The organism is Aequorivita sp. CRS11 (assembly GCF_059693805.1).
In genome coordinates this window covers 279617-296513 of sequence record NZ_JCATIG010000005.1, presented here as the reverse complement: position 1 = coordinate 296513, position 16897 = coordinate 279617, and the positions used below count along the sequence as shown (strand labels likewise).

The following is a 16897-nucleotide window of genomic DNA, read 5'->3' as shown; positions in this document are numbered from 1 at the left end:
AAATATAAAAAACTTGTGAGGGGTTTATATTTTTTTTAGGTAAAATTTATGGAAGAAAAGCTAACGGTGAAAAATGGTTGATAAGAAACTTGAAGACTTACTTGAATTCATTCAGTTCCATAATTTCATTCAATACCTTATTTATCCAAATATTATTTTCCTCAGTTAGTATACCATTCTTTGTTTGGGAATCGTACATTTTCTGATATTCCCTGCATTCTTGCCATAAAATCTCATATGCCGAAGCATAAACAGCAAACCGTTGTTCATTAACACTCTTTAATTCTGAAAATTTTTTCCTGATTTTTCGCGCGTATAATTCAGCAATATCAAAGTGCAATTGCTCATGGGCAAGTAACCCATCCGTTCTGGATGTTGCCCAAGACTTATCTTTATAAAATTTTGCCACTACAGTCAAATTCTCATAATTTTGAATATTATCTTCAGCATCTACTAAAACATTTTCAGGGATAATTTCAATCTTATAACTTGTCAATGCATTTCCAAAAAGATTGGGATCCAGAGCTCCTGTGAAATCTTTCCATTCTAATTTTTTGTCTTGATTCCAAATAATTTTATTCGATTCATATTCATCATCAGTATTTTGAGACAAAACTACCGTAGTAAAAAGAAAGATAATCCAGTAAAGTTTCATATATATTAATAATAGAAGAAGCGAAAGATAATAATATTATAATTATCTATAAACTTTCCCCGAGGAATGATCTTTTTTAGCCCCCGTTACACTCGCCAAACAATTTACCTCATCGCGGAATTTCAACACACCCAAAAGTCCAAAAATAAGGGCTTCCTTATATTCTAAAATTTCTGCTGAAGGAATAATAACCTCAACCGGAGCGAGATTTTTCAAACGTTCAATCAAAAAAGAATTGTATGCGCCGCCCCCAGTAATTAATACGGAAACTTTATCTGAAAACTGATTGGCAAGCTGCACGGCAATGTGCTCCGTAAAGGTTCGCAAAATAGCTTCGGAAGAAATTTCAGAAGCTTCCAATAACGGAAAAATATACCCTTTCACCCATTCCAAACCCAAAGATTTCGGAGGTTTTTCAACATAAAAAGAAAGTGCGTTCAATTTTTGAAGCAACCCTTCGTCCAAGTTTCCGGAAGCGGCCAATTTTCCACCTTCGTCAAAATCCTTTCCCAGTTTTTCGGCATAATGATTTAAGACAATATTCACTGGGCAAATATCATACGCAATTCGTTCGCCGTTTTTTTCAAAGGAACAATTTGCAAAACCGCCCAGATTCAAACAATAATCATATTCGGAAAAAAGCAATTTATCTCCTATGGGTACCAGCGGAGCGCCCTGTCCGCCCAACTCCACATCCTGCACTCTAAAATCGCAAACTACAGTGTGGCCGATCATTTTTGAAATGCGCGGCAGATTGCCTATTTGATATGTAAAACCCTTTTCGGGCTGGTGCAGAATGGTATGGCCATGGCTACAAACTGCGTCAATTTCAAGAATGTTATGTTTTTTTATGAATTTTGAAATCTCTTCGGAAAGCCTTTCGGTGTATTTAAAATCCAGCCGCTCAAGTTTCTCTTCGGAATAATTTATGGCTTCGCGCAGCTCGTTTTTCCAAAATGATGAATAGGGAACAGTTTCCGTAGCGAGTATTTCAAAATTCCAAACTTCATTAGAATAGTCAAAAACAATTTCCGCCAAATCAATTCCGTCCAGCGAAGTGCCGCTCATAACGCCGATGATATGGTATTTTTTATTTTTCAACTTTTTGGGAACATTATAAGTTTAAAGATACTAATGATGTTTTGAAAAATTCCAAATTACAAGCTCCAAATTCCAAAGAAAATCCAAATTACAAGCTCCAAATTCCAAAACTGGTTTTTTTGGATTTTGGGATTTGGGGTTTGGTGCTTTTTGTTTTTTGGAATTTGGAATTTGCTTTTTTGGAATTTGCTTTTTATAAGTACCTTTGCTCTTTCTTGTTAAAATATAACTTTTACTTATAAAAAGCCTATGGATTTCAGTCTATCCGAAGAACAGTTAATGATTCGCGACGCCGCTCGCGATTTTGCCCGCACCGAATTGCTTCCGGGCGTTATAGAACGTGATAATCATCAAAAATTCCCGACCGAACAAGTGAAGAAAATGGGCGCGCTCGGGTTCCTGGGAATGATGGTGGACCCAAAATACGGCGGCGGCGGAATGGATACCGTGAGTTACGTTTTGGTTATGGAAGAGTTAAGCAAGATTGACGCTTCGTGTTCCGTAATCGTTTCAGTAAACAATTCATTGGTGTGCTATGGCCTTCAAGCCTATGGAAATGAAGATCAAAAGCAAAAATATCTAACAAAATTGGCAACGGGTGAAAAGCTGGGCGCGTTTTGTTTGAGCGAACCGGAAGCGGGTAGCGATGCAACATCACAAAAAACAACTGCCATTGACAAAGGCGACCATTATATTTTGAACGGTACCAAAAACTGGATTACCAATGGTGGAACCGCAGATTATTATTTGGTAATCGCGCAGACCGATAAGGAGAAAAAACACAAGGGCATCAATGCATTTATTGTTGAAAAAGGCTGGGAAGGTTTTGAAATTGGCCCAAAGGAAGACAAGCTTGGTATCCGTGGGAGCGACACCCATTCCTTGATTTTCAACGACGTAAAAGTTCCTAAGGAAAACAGAATTGGCGAAGACGGCTTCGGTTTCAAGTTTGCGATGAAAACACTTTCCGGGGGAAGAATAGGTATAGCGGCACAAGCCTTGGGGATTGCCGCTGGAGCTTATGATTTGGCTCGCGAATATTCAAAGGTTCGTAAAGCATTCGGAACCGAAATCTGCAACCATCAAGCCATTGCCTTTAAACTTGCCGATATGCACACTAGCATTGAAGCTGCACGTCACTTAGTGATGAAAGCAGCTTGGGACAAGGATAACGGCAACAATTATGATATGAGCGGTGCGATGGCAAAACTATACGCCAGCCAAGTAGCCATGGATGTTTCCGTAGAAGCGGTACAGGTTCACGGCGGAAATGGCTATGTTAAGGAATATCACGTGGAACGCTTGATGCGTGATGCAAAAATTACTCAGATTTACGAAGGCACTTCAGAGATTCAGAAAATTGTAATTTCTAGGGGGCTTTTGAGGGATTAAGAAGAAATTAGGTCTCGACTTTAGTTTATCCTGAGCGAAGTAAGTCGAAGGGCTCGATCAAACAAAACATCAAACCCGTCCAAAGTGGCGGGTTTTTTAAAGGAAGAAATTCCACACCAAACCAAAGCGCAATACATTGTCGCGATACGGCTGGCCGGGGGCTGAAAAATATTCGTTCTTTCCGCCGAAGAGTGCGGTAAAGTTTTCATAAATAAAGTAAATCCGCGTCTGCCGTATTTTCGCATTGAAAAAAATATCCACCAAAGGGAAACCACCCAATTCCTGCTCGTTCTGCACATAAAACTCTGCGAGCACAGGGTCGTAAGCATTCATGTTGTATTTGGTGAAATATTTAAAACCCACCCCAGTCTGCAAAAACAAAGCGCGTTTAAACCAATGATCCTCAAAATAAAGTGTGTTTCTAGTAATAATTTGCGGCACGTTAAAAACCGTTTCACCACTCAAAACTTGCTGGTACATTACGGTATTTTCCAATCCGAAGTGCCCAAATTTAAAGTCCTTTTCAGCCGTTATCTTTAAATAATCTACCCGTTCCGAAGCCTGCAATGGTGAAGGTGTGCTGTCATTTTCCTTGATTCCGAAGTAGGCGTAATCGTCAATTCCCGTATAGCTTACAGACGCATTTCCAAATTTTTTGGTGTTTATTTGAAATTTCAGTTCCTGGGTTTTAACATTATTCAGCTCGGTCTTCCAATTGTAGTTTTGGTAGTCGCTTTGGTACAGCAAAAAGTTGAAATTGGGGGCCACCGAATGTACGGTTATGGAAGCTTCCGCATTATAATCTTCATTCAAATCAAAAGATGCTGCGCCTTGCAGATAGTTTCCATCATAATCGCCGGCCACATTTATCGCCCCTTTTCCACGAAGCTTAAACCCTCGATATTCCTTTTCGTAAGCCGCACCAGCTTCAATGATATTTCCTTTAATTCTGTTGGGGATACGCTGTTCGTCTAAAATCAATACTGAATTGTACCCATAATTGAAATCGTTATAGCCTGCCCAAGCCGTAATTTTTCCGATAAGCGAGTTGTTAAAATCGGCATACGCCTTTACGTTGAAATCTTCAAGTTTCGTTTTAGTAAATAAATCAGTTGCTTCATACGAGGGCCCAAATTCTGCAAATGACGCGGTTTGGTTGTATCGAAAAAATTTGTCCTCATAGCTCAACACGTTCCCAATTGTCAATACCGAATAGCCCGTACTGTCGGGCTGGCTCAACAATTCGTAATAATGATCGCCGTAAAAACGAAGGCCTTCCAGTTTGTTTTCCGCATTCTCAAATTTCACGTCCAATCTTCCACGGTCGCGAAATTCGGGATCGTCATTAATAAAAAGCTGCAAGGAATTATCGGTCAACCCGCCATTTTCCTCATTCAAAATATCCTGTGCGGCTACGTGGGCACGTGCAACGTAACGTTTGTTTTTGGTGTGATAATTTGCCGTAAAAAGAAAGTTCCCCGTACTCGTTAAAATATGTTGGTATTTCCCCAATGACCGAACCCCTTTATAGCCAATTGAAAAATTGAACTGTGGCGAAGTATTTACCGTAAAAAAAGCATCTAGCTGCTGCCCCTGCTCGTAGGCAGTTTTAAAGTAGAGTTCCGTTAATGGCGTGGGCACATTAAAATAATTTACATCTTCAATTTCCTTATAATTGAAATGATGCGACTGAGCCACAAAAAGCGGTTTCAAATTCAACCTATCAAAAGAATAGGCAAGTGAATTATATGTCTGCCCCACGTTTGAAAATTGTAGCAGTTCAAAATTGTCCCTTCTCAAATAATTAAACTTATATTTTTTCTTGATTGAGAGCGTAGTATCTACGAATGTTGTATCGCGCGCCGTTGAAATGATTTTATAATAATCAATAGGCGGTTTTTCTTTTGTTGCATTTGGAGTTTGCGAAAACACAGTTGCCGGGGCACAAACCAAAAAGAAGAGCAAAAACAATTTTTTCATCTAGTGTGTTTCTATTGGGCAAAATAACGAAAAATATGTTCCAACTATTGGTTAAATTTCAAATTTCAAACTCCAAATTCCAAATTTCAAATTTTAGCCTTTAGGAATATGGGATTTGATTTTCATTTGGAATTTGTTTTTTTTGAGATTTGGCGCTTCTTTATTTGACGGTTGCTTTAATTTTTAAGAATTTTGAATAATATGCTAAAACTTAAAATCAATCATAATCTTCTGGAATGCGGCACCGATGAAGCAGGACGAGGCTGTTTGGCAGGGCCCGTTACCGCCGCCGCAATAATTCTTCCAGATGATTTTAAGCATCCATTTTTGAACGACAGCAAGCAACTTTCCGAAAAAAAACGACTGGAACTTAAAGCTATTATCGAGCGCGAAGCCATCTGTTTCAACGTGGTTCACGTGATGATGGACGAGATTGACAAAATAAACATTCTGAACGCTTCCATTTTAGGAATGCACCGCGCCATTAACGGACTCTCCTGCCCTCCCGAATTTATTGCCGTTGACGGAAACCGATTTAAACCTTTTGAGAAAATTCCTTTTGAATGTGTGGTAAAGGGCGACGGAAAATTTCTGCACATTGCAGCTGCCTCCATTTTGGCAAAAACCTACCGGGACGAATATATGGCCACACTCCACAATGATTTTCCGCAGTACAATTGGAAACAGAACAAGGGCTACCCTACCAAAGAACATCGGGAAGCCATTTGCGCTCATGGAAGTACTGTTTTTCACAGAAAAAGTTTCAAACTTTTACCAATGCAACTTGAGCTCAAGCTATAAGCTACACAATACTTCTGTGATAAAGAATTTGGACTGTTGAAAACCCGTCAATAAACTATTTCGACAATTTACAAAACCATCACATTTCCTTGCTACTTTTGTGTTATGGGAAAAATTCTGGGGAAACTTTTAGCACTTTTACTTTTTGTGCCAATGCTTTTGGGAATTTTTGGAAGTTGCGATAAAACACCTCCAAAAACGGGCACTTTGATGGATTTTGTTCCCGAAGATGCATCGGTAGTTTTTAAAATTTCAAATTTTGAAACTTTGCAGGCAGATATGGAAGCCAATTCACTGCTCTCAAAATTTGAAAATACGGCGCCCTATTCTTTTTTTACTGAAAAAAAAGTGGTGTTTAAAAACCTGCATCCCACTTCGCAAAGTCTTTTATGTATCAATCAAGTGAATGATTCCATTTCGGCATATACCTTTATTTCGAAACAAACGACAAATCTTTTTCAGCCAGATTCCATTAAAAACAAAACCATTGAAACATTAAAAATTGATGAACAAACATTTCAACGCATTACCATTGATAAGGAAATAGCCTATTCCGCAATTATTGATAGTGTTTTTGTGGTTTCTTCTTCGCAACAAATCCTGCAAGATATTTTGAAAGGAAAAACCGAAGGGGAAGAGACCTTCAAAAAAGTCTTCAACCTGCCTTCGTCAAACAGTTTTACTGCTTTACTGCGCGGCAATACAATCGCGATTAACGATTCCACAAAAATAAATTTCACGTCGTGGAGCGCGCTTGACGTGGCGATAGCGCCCGAATCTTTTACTGCCACGGGAATAACACTCGCTACTGACAGCATTCCACAATTGCTGAACGTTTTTGAAGGCCAAGTGCCGCAGCAGAACGACGTTTCAGCATTAATACCAACAGATGCTTTGGGCGCGGTGAGCTTTACATTTAACGATGCCGAAACTTTTCAAAAGAAATTACGAAATTTTAGAGGTGAAAAGGAAACCGTAAAAACTACCGGGATTTTTGGTTCGGTGAGCGAAGTGGGAAGTATTCAGCTTAAAACCGAGACCGCAATTTTTATAAAAAGCATTGATGCCGCGTTGACGAACGATGCGTTGGCGCGCTTTGTAACTTCCAAAAGTATTTTTCGGGAAATTGAAATAAGCAGTTTTGGCGAGCCGCAATTGTTTGAGCAAACTTTTTCGCCTTTTATAAATTCCGGAACGGCAAACTATATTTTTCAGCTTGATAATTTCTTCGTATTTACCGAAACCGAAAGCACCGCCGAACAACTTATCAGTGCGTTTCAAAACAATAATACGCTGAAAAATACTTCCTATTTTGAAAATACCGCGAAAGATTTGAGCACGGCGTCTTCGTTATTAATCTTGAAAATGCAGGGCGAATTTTCAGAGGCCATTTCAGGATTTTTCAATTCAAAAAGCAGTGCGGAAATCAAAAATATTTCTTTTGAAGAATTTCCGCTGGCAGCGCTTCAGTTTAGTTTTGATAGAAATTTTGCGCACGTAACACTGAGCTGCAAAGAGGCGGGCGCCACAGCAAAAAGTATATCGGGCAAGGTTTCGGAAAAATTCAATTTAAGCCTGGAATCCGCACTTTTAAATAACCCTCAATTGATAGAAAGCAACAATGGAAGTAGTAATGTTGCAGTTCAGGACATTGCCAATAAACTTTATTTTATTTCGGGAAGCGGAAAAATTCTTTGGTCAAAAAAATTAGGTTCTCCCATTTTGGGGAAAATTGAAACTGTTGAAATTGCCGGACGTGGCAACAAGCAAATTGCGTTTGCAACGAATGATGCATTTTATATTTTGGACCGAAATGGGAAGGATGCGAAAGGATTTCCAATAAAATTTAAAGACAAAGTAACACAGCCACTTTCTGTTTTTGATTACGACAACAACCGAAACTACCGATTTGTGGTTGTACAGGGTAAGGAAGTTTTAATGTATGACAAAACCGGGAAAACCGTAAAAGGCTTTGGCTTTAACAAAGCAAAAGACAACATAGCGCAATCGCCCGTACATATACGCATGGGTAATAAAGATTATATAATTGTTGCGGAAGAAAACGGTAAGCTGAATATTTTAAGTCGTGTTGGGAAATCGAGGGTTTCGGTTTCAAAGAATTTCAATTTTTCTGAAATTCCCGTTGCGGAAGAAGACAATACCTTTGTGGTGATAACAAAGGAAAACACCAAAGAGCGCATTTCGCAGGACGGAAAGATTTCTTCCCAAAAACTGGATGTGGGCAATAACTATTGGTTTGCCATACTGGGAAATACAAAAGTAACATTGGATGACAACCTTTTGCGGATTAATGGGAAACTTGCTGAATTGCCCCTGGGACTTTACACCAAGCCCCAAATTTTTTCAATAAACCGAAACAGCTATATTACCATTACAGAAACACAGGAAAAAAAGGTCTACGTTTTTGATAAAAATGCTGCGCTTCTCAATGGTTTTCCTGTTTATGGCATATCAGCCGCTTCAATGGGTGAAGCCAATCCAAAAAACCTAGTTGTTAAAGGAGATAACAACAGTGTAGTTTTTTACATTATTGATTAATTCCACAATAATTTGTTAGCTAGTATATTAGTCAGCTATCCTCAGCTTTGGTTCAAGTATTTTGCGTAAATTTAAATCGCAAACCAACCTTTTTGAACTTTATGAGAGCGCTCCTCTGCCTCCTTCTTTTGCTATTGGCTGATACTGCTTTTGGCCAAAATGAATTGCGCGAAATAAAACCTTCGCAGGGTGACTCCGTTATACTTGCCAATTTCAAAAAAAAGGTTTCACAATCCATCAATGCAAGTCCTGATAGTGCTCTAATTTATATTAAGGAGTTGCGTGAATTCAGTACTAAAAAGAATTATTTGGCTAGTTTAACCGATGCCGATTATCTCTATGCGCACTATTTCCGAAGAATACAGAAACCTGACTCTGCAATATTTTACTTCAAAAAACAGATTGAAGATTCAAAAAATATCAATTATTTCCGTGGCATGGCACAAGGCTACAATGGTCTTTGCAGAACCTACTATTTAATCGGTGAAATAGATAATTCAATCAAAGCCGGAAACCAAGCGCTTAAGTATGTGAAAAAAATTGACGATACCGGAAATTTTATTTTTGCAGATACCCAAAATGCTTTGGCAATCGCCTATTCAAGACAAAACAAAATGGAAGCCGCCATTGCACATTTGCTGGTTGTAGATTCCGTCCATAAAATAACCCCGATCCGCGGAGATATTATTGCTGCAGCATACCAAAGCTTGGGCAACATTTATCTTGAACTTAAAGATTACGATGCCGCCGAAAAATATTATTTAAAGGCAAACGACGAATTTAAAAAAATACCCGGGGCAGGTGATTTCTATTTCCATACCACAAATGTGTTTTTAGGACAAGTTTATTATCACAAAGGGCAACTGGAAAAGGCCGATAAACTCCTTTCCAAAACACTGCTTTTTTATGAAAACATAAAAGAAGAAAGAACGGTCGCAGAAATAAACAATTATTTGGGATTAGTAAATCTTGCAAAAGGAAACCTCAAAAAAGCAGAAACTTATTTACTGAATGCCTTTAATTTTCAGCAAAAAAACGATTACTCGCTTGAAGCAGCCCAGTCAGCATTGCAATTGGGGAAACTAAACATTAAAGAAGGGAGCGCTACAAAGGCAATAACTTTCCTGGAAGAAGCAATTGCATTTAATAAAGACATAAATAATGGCACCATAAACCAAAATGCCCACACTTTATTGGCAGAAGCCTATGCCCTACAAGGAAATTATAGAGCAGCTTTTACAAATTCCCAAATCGCAAAAAAAATAAATGATTCCATACAACTGGCGCAAAGTGCCGAAAAAATCAAAGAAATAGAAGGTGTATATCAAACCGAAAGCAGGGATCGGGAAATTGCATTGTTAACAACTAAAAATGAACTTGCAGAGCAGCAAAAACGAAACCAGCGCAATATGCTATGGGGAATTCTGGCCCTTATCGCCATTGCTGGAATTTTTGTTTTTTTTCAGTTTAAAAACCGACAGAAAACCACTAAAAAGTTACTTGAGTTAGACACTGCAAAAAACACATTCTTTACAAATATTTCACATGAATTCCGAACTCCTCTTACATTGATAAATGGCCCTATAGAAGACCAGCTCGATTCAGAAAAATTATCGACTTCAGAAAGAAAAAACTTAAAAGCAGCACTTAGGAACACACAACGATTAAAGGATTTGGTAGATCAGCTTTTGGCATTGGCCAAATTGGAAAGTGGAAATCTAAAGTTAAATATCCGATGTGCAAATATGCCCAATTTTTTAATAGCTAGCGCTGAAGCCTTTATTTTTAATTGTACTGAAAACAATATAAATTTTACCGTAAAGGTGCCGAAAGATGAAATAAACGACTGGTTTGATCAGGATATTTTAGAAAAAATACTTTATAATTTAATTGGCAATGCAATAAAGTACACACCCGAAAATGGATCAATAACCTTAAAGGGCGCAAGAGTAGATAACAAGTATGAAATTTCAATAATAAACTCTGGAAGGTATATTCCACTGGAGCAGCAAGAAAAAATCTTTGAGCGCTTCTATCAAACAAGCTCCAAAAATCCCGGGACCGGTATTGGTCTTTCCCTCACAAAGGAATTAACTGAAGTTCACAAGGGTTCCATCTCTATAAAAAGTGAGGAGAGTGGCTTCACGGAATTTAAAGTACAAATACCCGTGAATAAAAGTATTTATTCTGACCAAGAAATTTTTTCAGAATGTGAAGAATCTGGACAACCCGAAAAACCTGCTATTTTTGAATTATCTGCCCAAAAGGAAATCATTTTGCCCGAAGATGCTCCAACTATCTTGGTAATAGACGACAGCAAAGACATTCGCGATTATGTGAGTTCTATTTTTGAATATACCTTCACCGTCCATACTGCAAGTAATGGTAAGGAGGCCTTTGAAATTGCAATTGAAGTAATCCCAGATATTGTTATAAGTGATGTAATGATGCCTGGCGAAGATGGTTTTACGTTTACAAAGCACCTCAAAGAACACCAACTTACCTCTCACATTCCTGTAATACTGCTTACCGCCAAAACGCAGATTACCTCAAAACTGGAAGCAATGGGCATCGGCGCAGATGCCTATATTACTAAACCTTTTAATAGTCAATTACTGAAAGCTTCAGTTGAAAATCTTATTGAAAACCGAAGAAGGCTTCAGCAACGCTTTGCACAGGAGGTGGTCCTAATGCCGAAAGATATTGCTATTTCTTCTGCGGACGAAAAATTCCTGGATTTGCTTCAGAAGGTTTTGGATAAAAATATAACTGATTCAAACTTTACGATTGAAGATTTTGGGAAAGAAATGGGCGTGAGCCGCATGCAATTGCATCGAAAATTAAAAGCATTGACAGGACAATCAGCTTCCGAATTCTTAAAAACGCAACGCCTTAAATTGGCTTTAAAATTATTAAAGGAGAAAAAGATTTCCATTGCTGAAGTTGGTTACACAGTCGGTTTTAACGACCCGTCGTATTTTACCAAATGCTTCAAACAAGAGTTTGGACGTTCTCCTTCTGAATATTTCTCCACTTAACATAAACTGGCTCTAGAGCTTGCTAATACTGACTATGTTACATATGTTATAGCATCGGTTACAAAATTCACAGTACTTTGAAAGGCAACAACATACTTTTACTTCACCTTTTTCCCTGTTATGAAAAAAAGTAAACAATATTCCGGCAAACTGGAAATTGTTCCGGGAAAACAGATTTTTTTAAACATAAATAATCTGTCAAGAGGAATATACACTTTAAAAATAATGCTAAATAATAAAGTAGTAAAAGAAGTAACCTTTAAAAAGTAAACCTTAAAAATCAGATATTATGAAAATAGCTTTAACCATCTTATTCATTTGTACAGCCAGTGTTTGCAATGCACAATTTTTGGACAAACTGGGAGACAGAGCTGCCAACGCCGTGGAACGTACGGTAGAAAGACGTGTAGAAAAAGAAACCACAAAAAGTACGGACCGTGTGCTGGACACCATTGTAGATTCTCCCAAAAAGAAAAAAAAGAAAGAGAAAAAAAGAAAGAAGAAATCTTCTAGCGGAAACGTAATTGGCGGAGATCCTGTGGACGATACCACACAGTCAAAAAGCCAACAAAACGAAGAAGGCATTATAGAAGAATAAAAGAGCAATTAACTTAGTTTCTGGAACCCTATAACCTCATTGTGTCGATACAAAACAGCATTATATTTATGGTTGTTAGTTTTCTCCCCATATTCACTAATTAGAAATTTTAAAAATTAGAAATTATGAGAAATTCAATCATTTTGAGCATTTTATTACTGAGCCTAAGCCTAACAAGCTGTAAGACCACTATTCCAGACAGAGATTCCGTGGTACCAACAATATTCTTTCAATTAACTGGCAGTGGACTTTCCACGGGCGATGTAGAGATAACAGAAACTTTTGATTTTGATAATCAAGCATTGTACTTGGAAAGAAACAAAACCTACAACGTACTTCTCTCTGGTAAAGATTCTGGAGGGGTTTCTCAAATAACTTGGGAACTTCCCAACAATGGGATTGTAGAAATACCTGACCCCATCCCAAGTCCTTGGACCGACGGCGCTGGAAGCATCGGCACTAGGCTTTTACAAGTTGAAGGTAACCGTTCAGACCCGCGATCGTCCATACTATTGGGCACTAAAATAATTGGACGAACTTTAGATACAGGTGGAACCGAGAATAGAGATTTTGTTTTCACTGTTAAAGATTACCACGATAACACACTTAATAAAACCTTGAGGGTAATCATTGGCGCGGGACCTACGCGTATTGGACCAAGATAATAATTAACCTAAAATAATATTTATGATCAAGACATTCATTATTTCATTATTGTTATTAGCAACAGTATTTCCACAAGCGAATGCACAAACTGGCTGCAGTAAGTTTTATCCCTTAAAGGAAGGAACAAAGGCCGAGTTAACATCTTATGATAAAAAAGGGAAAATAGCTGCGGTGGTAGATTATACTGTTTTAAACAAAACCCAGACTTCCGAAGGGGAAGTTGCTACAATGAAATCTTCCATTAAGGATGACAAAGGGAAACTGATAGCCGAAACAGAATATGACGTTACCTGCGATGGGACCAAAATTTCAATTGACTACAACTCGATGGTAAGCCCTATGATGATGGAGCAGTTTCAGAATATGGAATATGATATTAGCGGGGTTGATTTGGAAATTCCCAACAACCTATCCGTAGGTCAAGAGCTTCCAGATGCCGAAATGAATATGAAAATAAGTATGAGCGGCATTAACATGAATATGGATCTGACCATAACAAACAGAAAAGTAATTGGCAAGGAAGACGTTACAACTCCTGCCGGAACGTTCTCTTGTTTTGTGATAACCTACGATATGAGTACAAAAATGGGAATGACCCAAACAAGTAATTCAAAACAATGGATTGCCGAAGGTGTAGGGATGGTTAAACAGGAAGACTATCAAAGAGGAAAAGTATCCTCAAGCAGCGTACTCACTAAATTTTCAAAGTAAATTAAAACCAAATTAAATTTCAAAAACCGAGGCTTAGGCTTCGGTTTTTTCTTTTATTTCGGCATCAAAAAGTATCAGAAAATGTTTTAACAACCTTACTTTTACTTCCGCTAGGTTAATTTTTGTTTTACCTAATTCAACATTTAAAGAGGTAACCGCCTTTCCCCTAATTCCACAGGGAATCATATGGTCAAAATAACCCAGATCGGTATTCACATTTAAAGCAAAGCCGTGCATGGTAACCCAACGACTTGCCCGCACGCCCATAGCACAAATTTTTCTTGCAAAGGGAGTGCCTACATCAAGCCATACACCTGTTTCTCCTTTACTTCGCTCAGCTTTTAAGCCATATTCTGCCAAGGTGAGAATAATCATTTCTTCCAAAAAACGCATGTATTTATGAATATCGGTAAAGAAATTTTCCAGATCCAATATCGGGTAACCCACAATTTGTCCTGGACCGTGATATGTAATATCCCCTCCTCGATTGATTTTATAAAATGAAGCGTTTATGTCAGCAAGTTTTTTTTCAGAAATAAGTAGATTCTCCAGATGGCCGCTTTTTCCAAGGGTATACACATGCGGATGTTCAACAAAAAGGAAGAAATTGGGCGTTTCATATTGCAAATTCTCTTTACTGTTTTTGCTTTTTATCTGTAAAATCTTTTGAAAAAGATTCTCCTGGTAATCCCAAATTTCTTTGTAATCCCTTAACCCCAAATCATTTATTTCCAAATATTTGTTCAATTATTCTTTAGATTTTTTTGCGAACCAAAATTATCAATTAAAAATGTTTGAAATGGGTATTTCTATGCTTTTTTGAAGTTTTTTATACTTTTTCTTAAAGTTAATTTCTTAAAAATTTATTAAATTCCTTCAAGACTCTTATCTTTACGGTTCTAAACATTCATATAAACTACATCTAAAATGAAAAAAAGTACTTTTAAACCATTTCTGATTGTATGTCTTTTGCTTTTAAGCTTTGGATTGCAAGCACAGAATGCGTTGTGGAGCAAAGTATCGCCCACAGAGACGCAAAACCGACAGAAAGCCTTCCGCAATGCTATGCCGCAGGACTTTAACCTTTATTCCCTGAATACAACAGCTCTTAAAAACCAGTTGCTTAATGCACCTGAAAGATTTACACGTCTTTCAAATGTTGTAATTGAGCTTCCAACAAATAATGGCGAAATACAACGTTTCCGCGTTTATGAAGCTTCTATTATGGAGCCAGCGCTTCAGGCACAACACCCAAACATTCGTTCATACGCAGCCCAAGGTATTGATGATCCTTCTGCAGTTGCTCGTTTCAGTGTTTCAAATGTAGGAGTACACGTGATGATTTCATCTCTAAACTATTCTACTATCTATATTGATCCTTACACTCAGGACAAAACTTACTATATAGCTTATAATAGAGATCAGGTTCCTGCAGATCCTAATGCCCCAGTATGTATGGCTGAGGATAACGAAATTATCGATATGCCATTGGATTACAGAAATGCTGATGATGGAGTTCTTAGAACATACCGTCTTGCCTTGGCTTGTACTGGGGAATATGCACAGTACCACCTTAACCAACAAGGAATAGACCCGGGAGAGCCAGACCCTGTTAAGAAGGCCGCTGTTCTTTCTGCCATGAACGTTTCTATGACACGTGTAAATGGTGTATATGAAAGAGATGCTTCTCTTACCATGGTTATAATTGCAAACAATACCGATATTATATACTTAAATGCAGGATCTGACCCGTACACCAATAACAGTGGAGGTACAATGTTAGGTCAAAATCAAACTACTTGTGATAACGTAATAGGAAATGCCAATTATGACATCGGACACGTATTTAGTACTGGCGGTGGTGGAATTGCTGGTTTACGCGTACCATGTGTAACAGGTCAAAAAGCAAGAGGTGTTACTGGATTAACTGCTCCGATAGGAGATATATTCAATATCGACTTTGTGGCTCACGAAATGGGACATCAATTTGGCGCTAACCACACCTTCAACAACTCTTGTGGTAACAATAGAAATGCTGCAACTGCAGTAGAGCCAGGAAGTGGTTCTTCTATTATGGGTTACGCAGGTATTTGTCCTCCAAACGTACAAAGCAACAGTGACGATTATTTTACTGCTATAAGCATTCAAGAAATTTGGAACTTTATTAAAAACGGTTCTGGACAATGTGCTACGCAAACTCCAACCAACAACCTACCTCCCACTGCAGATGCTGGTCCTGATTATACACTTCCCATATCTACTCCATTTATCTTAAAAGGTATCGCTAGTGACCCAGATGGAGATGTATTATCACATTGCTGGGAGCAGATGAACCCACAGGTTGCTCCTATGCCACCTCAAAACAGTTCAACCTCTGGCCCGGCTTTTAGAACCAATGATCCTATTGGCTCTCCAGACAGATATATGCCCGCAATTGGAACTGTACTTGCTGGAAACACCCAAAGCACTTGGGAAGTGGTACCTTCTGTAGGAAGAACTATGAATTTCAGATATACCGTTCGCGACAATGTTGCCGGAGGTGCCGCCTCGGCAAGCGACAACGTATTGTTAACTTTTGATGGAGGTTCTGGTCCATTTGTGGTTACATCACAAAACACAGCCACTACTTGGACTATCGGAAATACCGAAACCGTGACTTGGGATGTTGCAGGAACCGATGTAGCTCCAGTAGATAGCCCTAATGTAGACATCTGGTTTTCTACCGATAACGGCCAGACATACCCAATTGCAGTTGCATTGAACTTACCAAACAACGGAAGTGCAGTTGTTAACGTACCAAACCTTAACACTACTACGGGTAGATTAATGGTTATTTCATCAAACAATATCTTTTACGACGTGAACAATGCTACGATTACTGTAGATGGTGTAGTGGGCGTTGAAGACTTTACATTTGATAATTTCTCAGTGTATCCAAACCCATCAAGCGGCACTTTCAATCTTTCTTTTACACCAGCTTCAAACGATAAGATTGAAATTTCGCTTTACGATTTAAGAGGAAGAGTAATCAACCAATACACTTTTGATGATGCTTCTACTTCAAGTACTTTCAGCAAGCAGTTGGAGTATAGCTATATCGATAGTGGAATGTATTTCCTAGTTGTGAAAAATGGCAACAAAGTAACTACTAAGAAGATTGTGAAAAATTAAGTTCCTGAATTAAGAACTTAAAAAAAAGAGAAAAGACAGGATTATTTCCTGTTCTTTTCTCTTTCTTTTTTTAGTAGAGTTTTTACAGACAGCCTCTTTAAAAGGTTACACTGAAATCATCCTCGTTAATAAACCGGGTTTTAAGGAAGCTTTTGAAATAAAGATTGGTTCGGGATGTAAATTCTGTTTATCTAAATCCTGAAAAGAAAAAAGACCCGTAGTTAA

12 protein-coding genes are annotated in these 16897 nt (G+C 38.2%); 8 read left to right on the top strand and 4 right to left on the bottom strand.

Annotated elements, in window-relative coordinates; genetic code table 11:
- Positions 1 to 97: 97 nt before the first annotated feature.
- Together AC58DT_RS12190 and AC58DT_RS12185 are read right to left on the bottom strand one after the other, a co-directional pair.
- Positions 98 to 655, bottom strand: coding sequence for a DUF922 domain-containing protein (locus AC58DT_RS12190; protein ID WP_497217094.1), 558 nt, complete (start codon positions 653 to 655; stop codon positions 98 to 100).
- A 42-nt stretch (positions 656 to 697) separates the two neighbouring features.
- Positions 698 to 1756 carry an anhydro-N-acetylmuramic acid kinase gene (locus AC58DT_RS12185; RefSeq protein WP_497217093.1) on the bottom strand — a complete coding sequence of 353 codons (1059 nt, stop codon included), beginning with the start codon at positions 1754 to 1756 and terminating at the stop codon, positions 698 to 700.
- A gap of 249 nt (positions 1757 to 2005) precedes the next feature.
- On the opposite strand from AC58DT_RS12185, the gene AC58DT_RS12180 reads away from it, so the two are divergent.
- On the top strand, positions 2006 to 3148 hold the full coding sequence (locus tag AC58DT_RS12180; protein WP_497217092.1) for an acyl-CoA dehydrogenase: 1143 nt from the start codon (positions 2006 to 2008) through the stop codon (positions 3146 to 3148).
- 96 nt (positions 3149 to 3244) lie between these two features.
- On the opposite strand, the gene AC58DT_RS12175 is transcribed toward AC58DT_RS12180, so the two are convergent.
- Positions 3245 to 5128, bottom strand: a complete 1884-nt coding sequence (locus AC58DT_RS12175; protein ID WP_497217091.1) for a putative porin — start codon at positions 5126 to 5128, stop codon at positions 3245 to 3247.
- A gap of 201 nt (positions 5129 to 5329) precedes the next feature.
- Between AC58DT_RS12175 and rnhB the strand changes: the two genes are divergently transcribed.
- The 6 genes from rnhB (at position 5330) to AC58DT_RS12145 (ending at position 13501) form a co-directional block, all read left to right on the top strand.
- On the top strand, positions 5330 to 5929 hold the full coding sequence (gene rnhB / locus AC58DT_RS12170) for a ribonuclease HII (RefSeq protein ID WP_497217090.1): 600 nt from the start codon (positions 5330 to 5332) through the stop codon (positions 5927 to 5929).
- A gap of 105 nt (positions 5930 to 6034) precedes the next feature.
- On the top strand, positions 6035 to 8488 hold the full coding sequence (locus AC58DT_RS12165) for an NHL repeat-containing protein (RefSeq protein ID WP_497217089.1): 2454 nt from the start codon (positions 6035 to 6037) through the stop codon (positions 8486 to 8488).
- Positions 8489 to 8589: 101 nt separating this feature from the next.
- Positions 8590 to 11526 carry a hybrid sensor histidine kinase/response regulator transcription factor gene (locus AC58DT_RS12160; protein ID WP_497217088.1) on the top strand — a complete coding sequence of 979 codons (2937 nt, stop codon included), beginning with the start codon at positions 8590 to 8592 and terminating at the stop codon, positions 11524 to 11526.
- 289 nt (positions 11527 to 11815) lie between these two features.
- Positions 11816 to 12124: a hypothetical protein gene (locus tag AC58DT_RS12155; RefSeq protein ID WP_497217087.1), complete on the top strand. Its 309-nt coding sequence runs from the start codon at positions 11816 to 11818 to the stop codon at positions 12122 to 12124.
- A gap of 125 nt (positions 12125 to 12249) precedes the next feature.
- Entirely contained in the window at positions 12250 to 12789 is a 540-nt protein-coding gene (locus AC58DT_RS12150; protein WP_497217086.1) for a hypothetical protein, read from the top strand.
- Between the two features lie 22 nt (positions 12790 to 12811).
- Complete coding sequence (locus AC58DT_RS12145) at positions 12812 to 13501, top strand: TapB family protein (RefSeq protein WP_497217085.1); 690 nt, start codon at positions 12812 to 12814, stop codon at positions 13499 to 13501.
- A gap of 33 nt (positions 13502 to 13534) precedes the next feature.
- Here the strand turns inward: AC58DT_RS12145 and lipB are convergent, their stop codons facing one another.
- Positions 13535 to 14248 (bottom strand): lipoyl(octanoyl) transferase LipB, encoded by a 714-nt coding sequence (gene lipB, locus AC58DT_RS12140; RefSeq protein ID WP_497217084.1) that lies wholly within the window; start codon positions 14246 to 14248, stop codon positions 13535 to 13537.
- Positions 14249 to 14428: 180 nt separating this feature from the next.
- Between lipB and AC58DT_RS12135 the strand changes: the two genes are divergently transcribed.
- The gene (locus AC58DT_RS12135) at positions 14429 to 16672 is read left to right on the top strand and encodes a zinc-dependent metalloprotease (RefSeq protein WP_497217083.1); all 2244 of its coding nucleotides are present in this window, start codon (positions 14429 to 14431) and stop codon (positions 16670 to 16672) included.
- Positions 16673 to 16897: the final 225 nt, after the last annotated feature.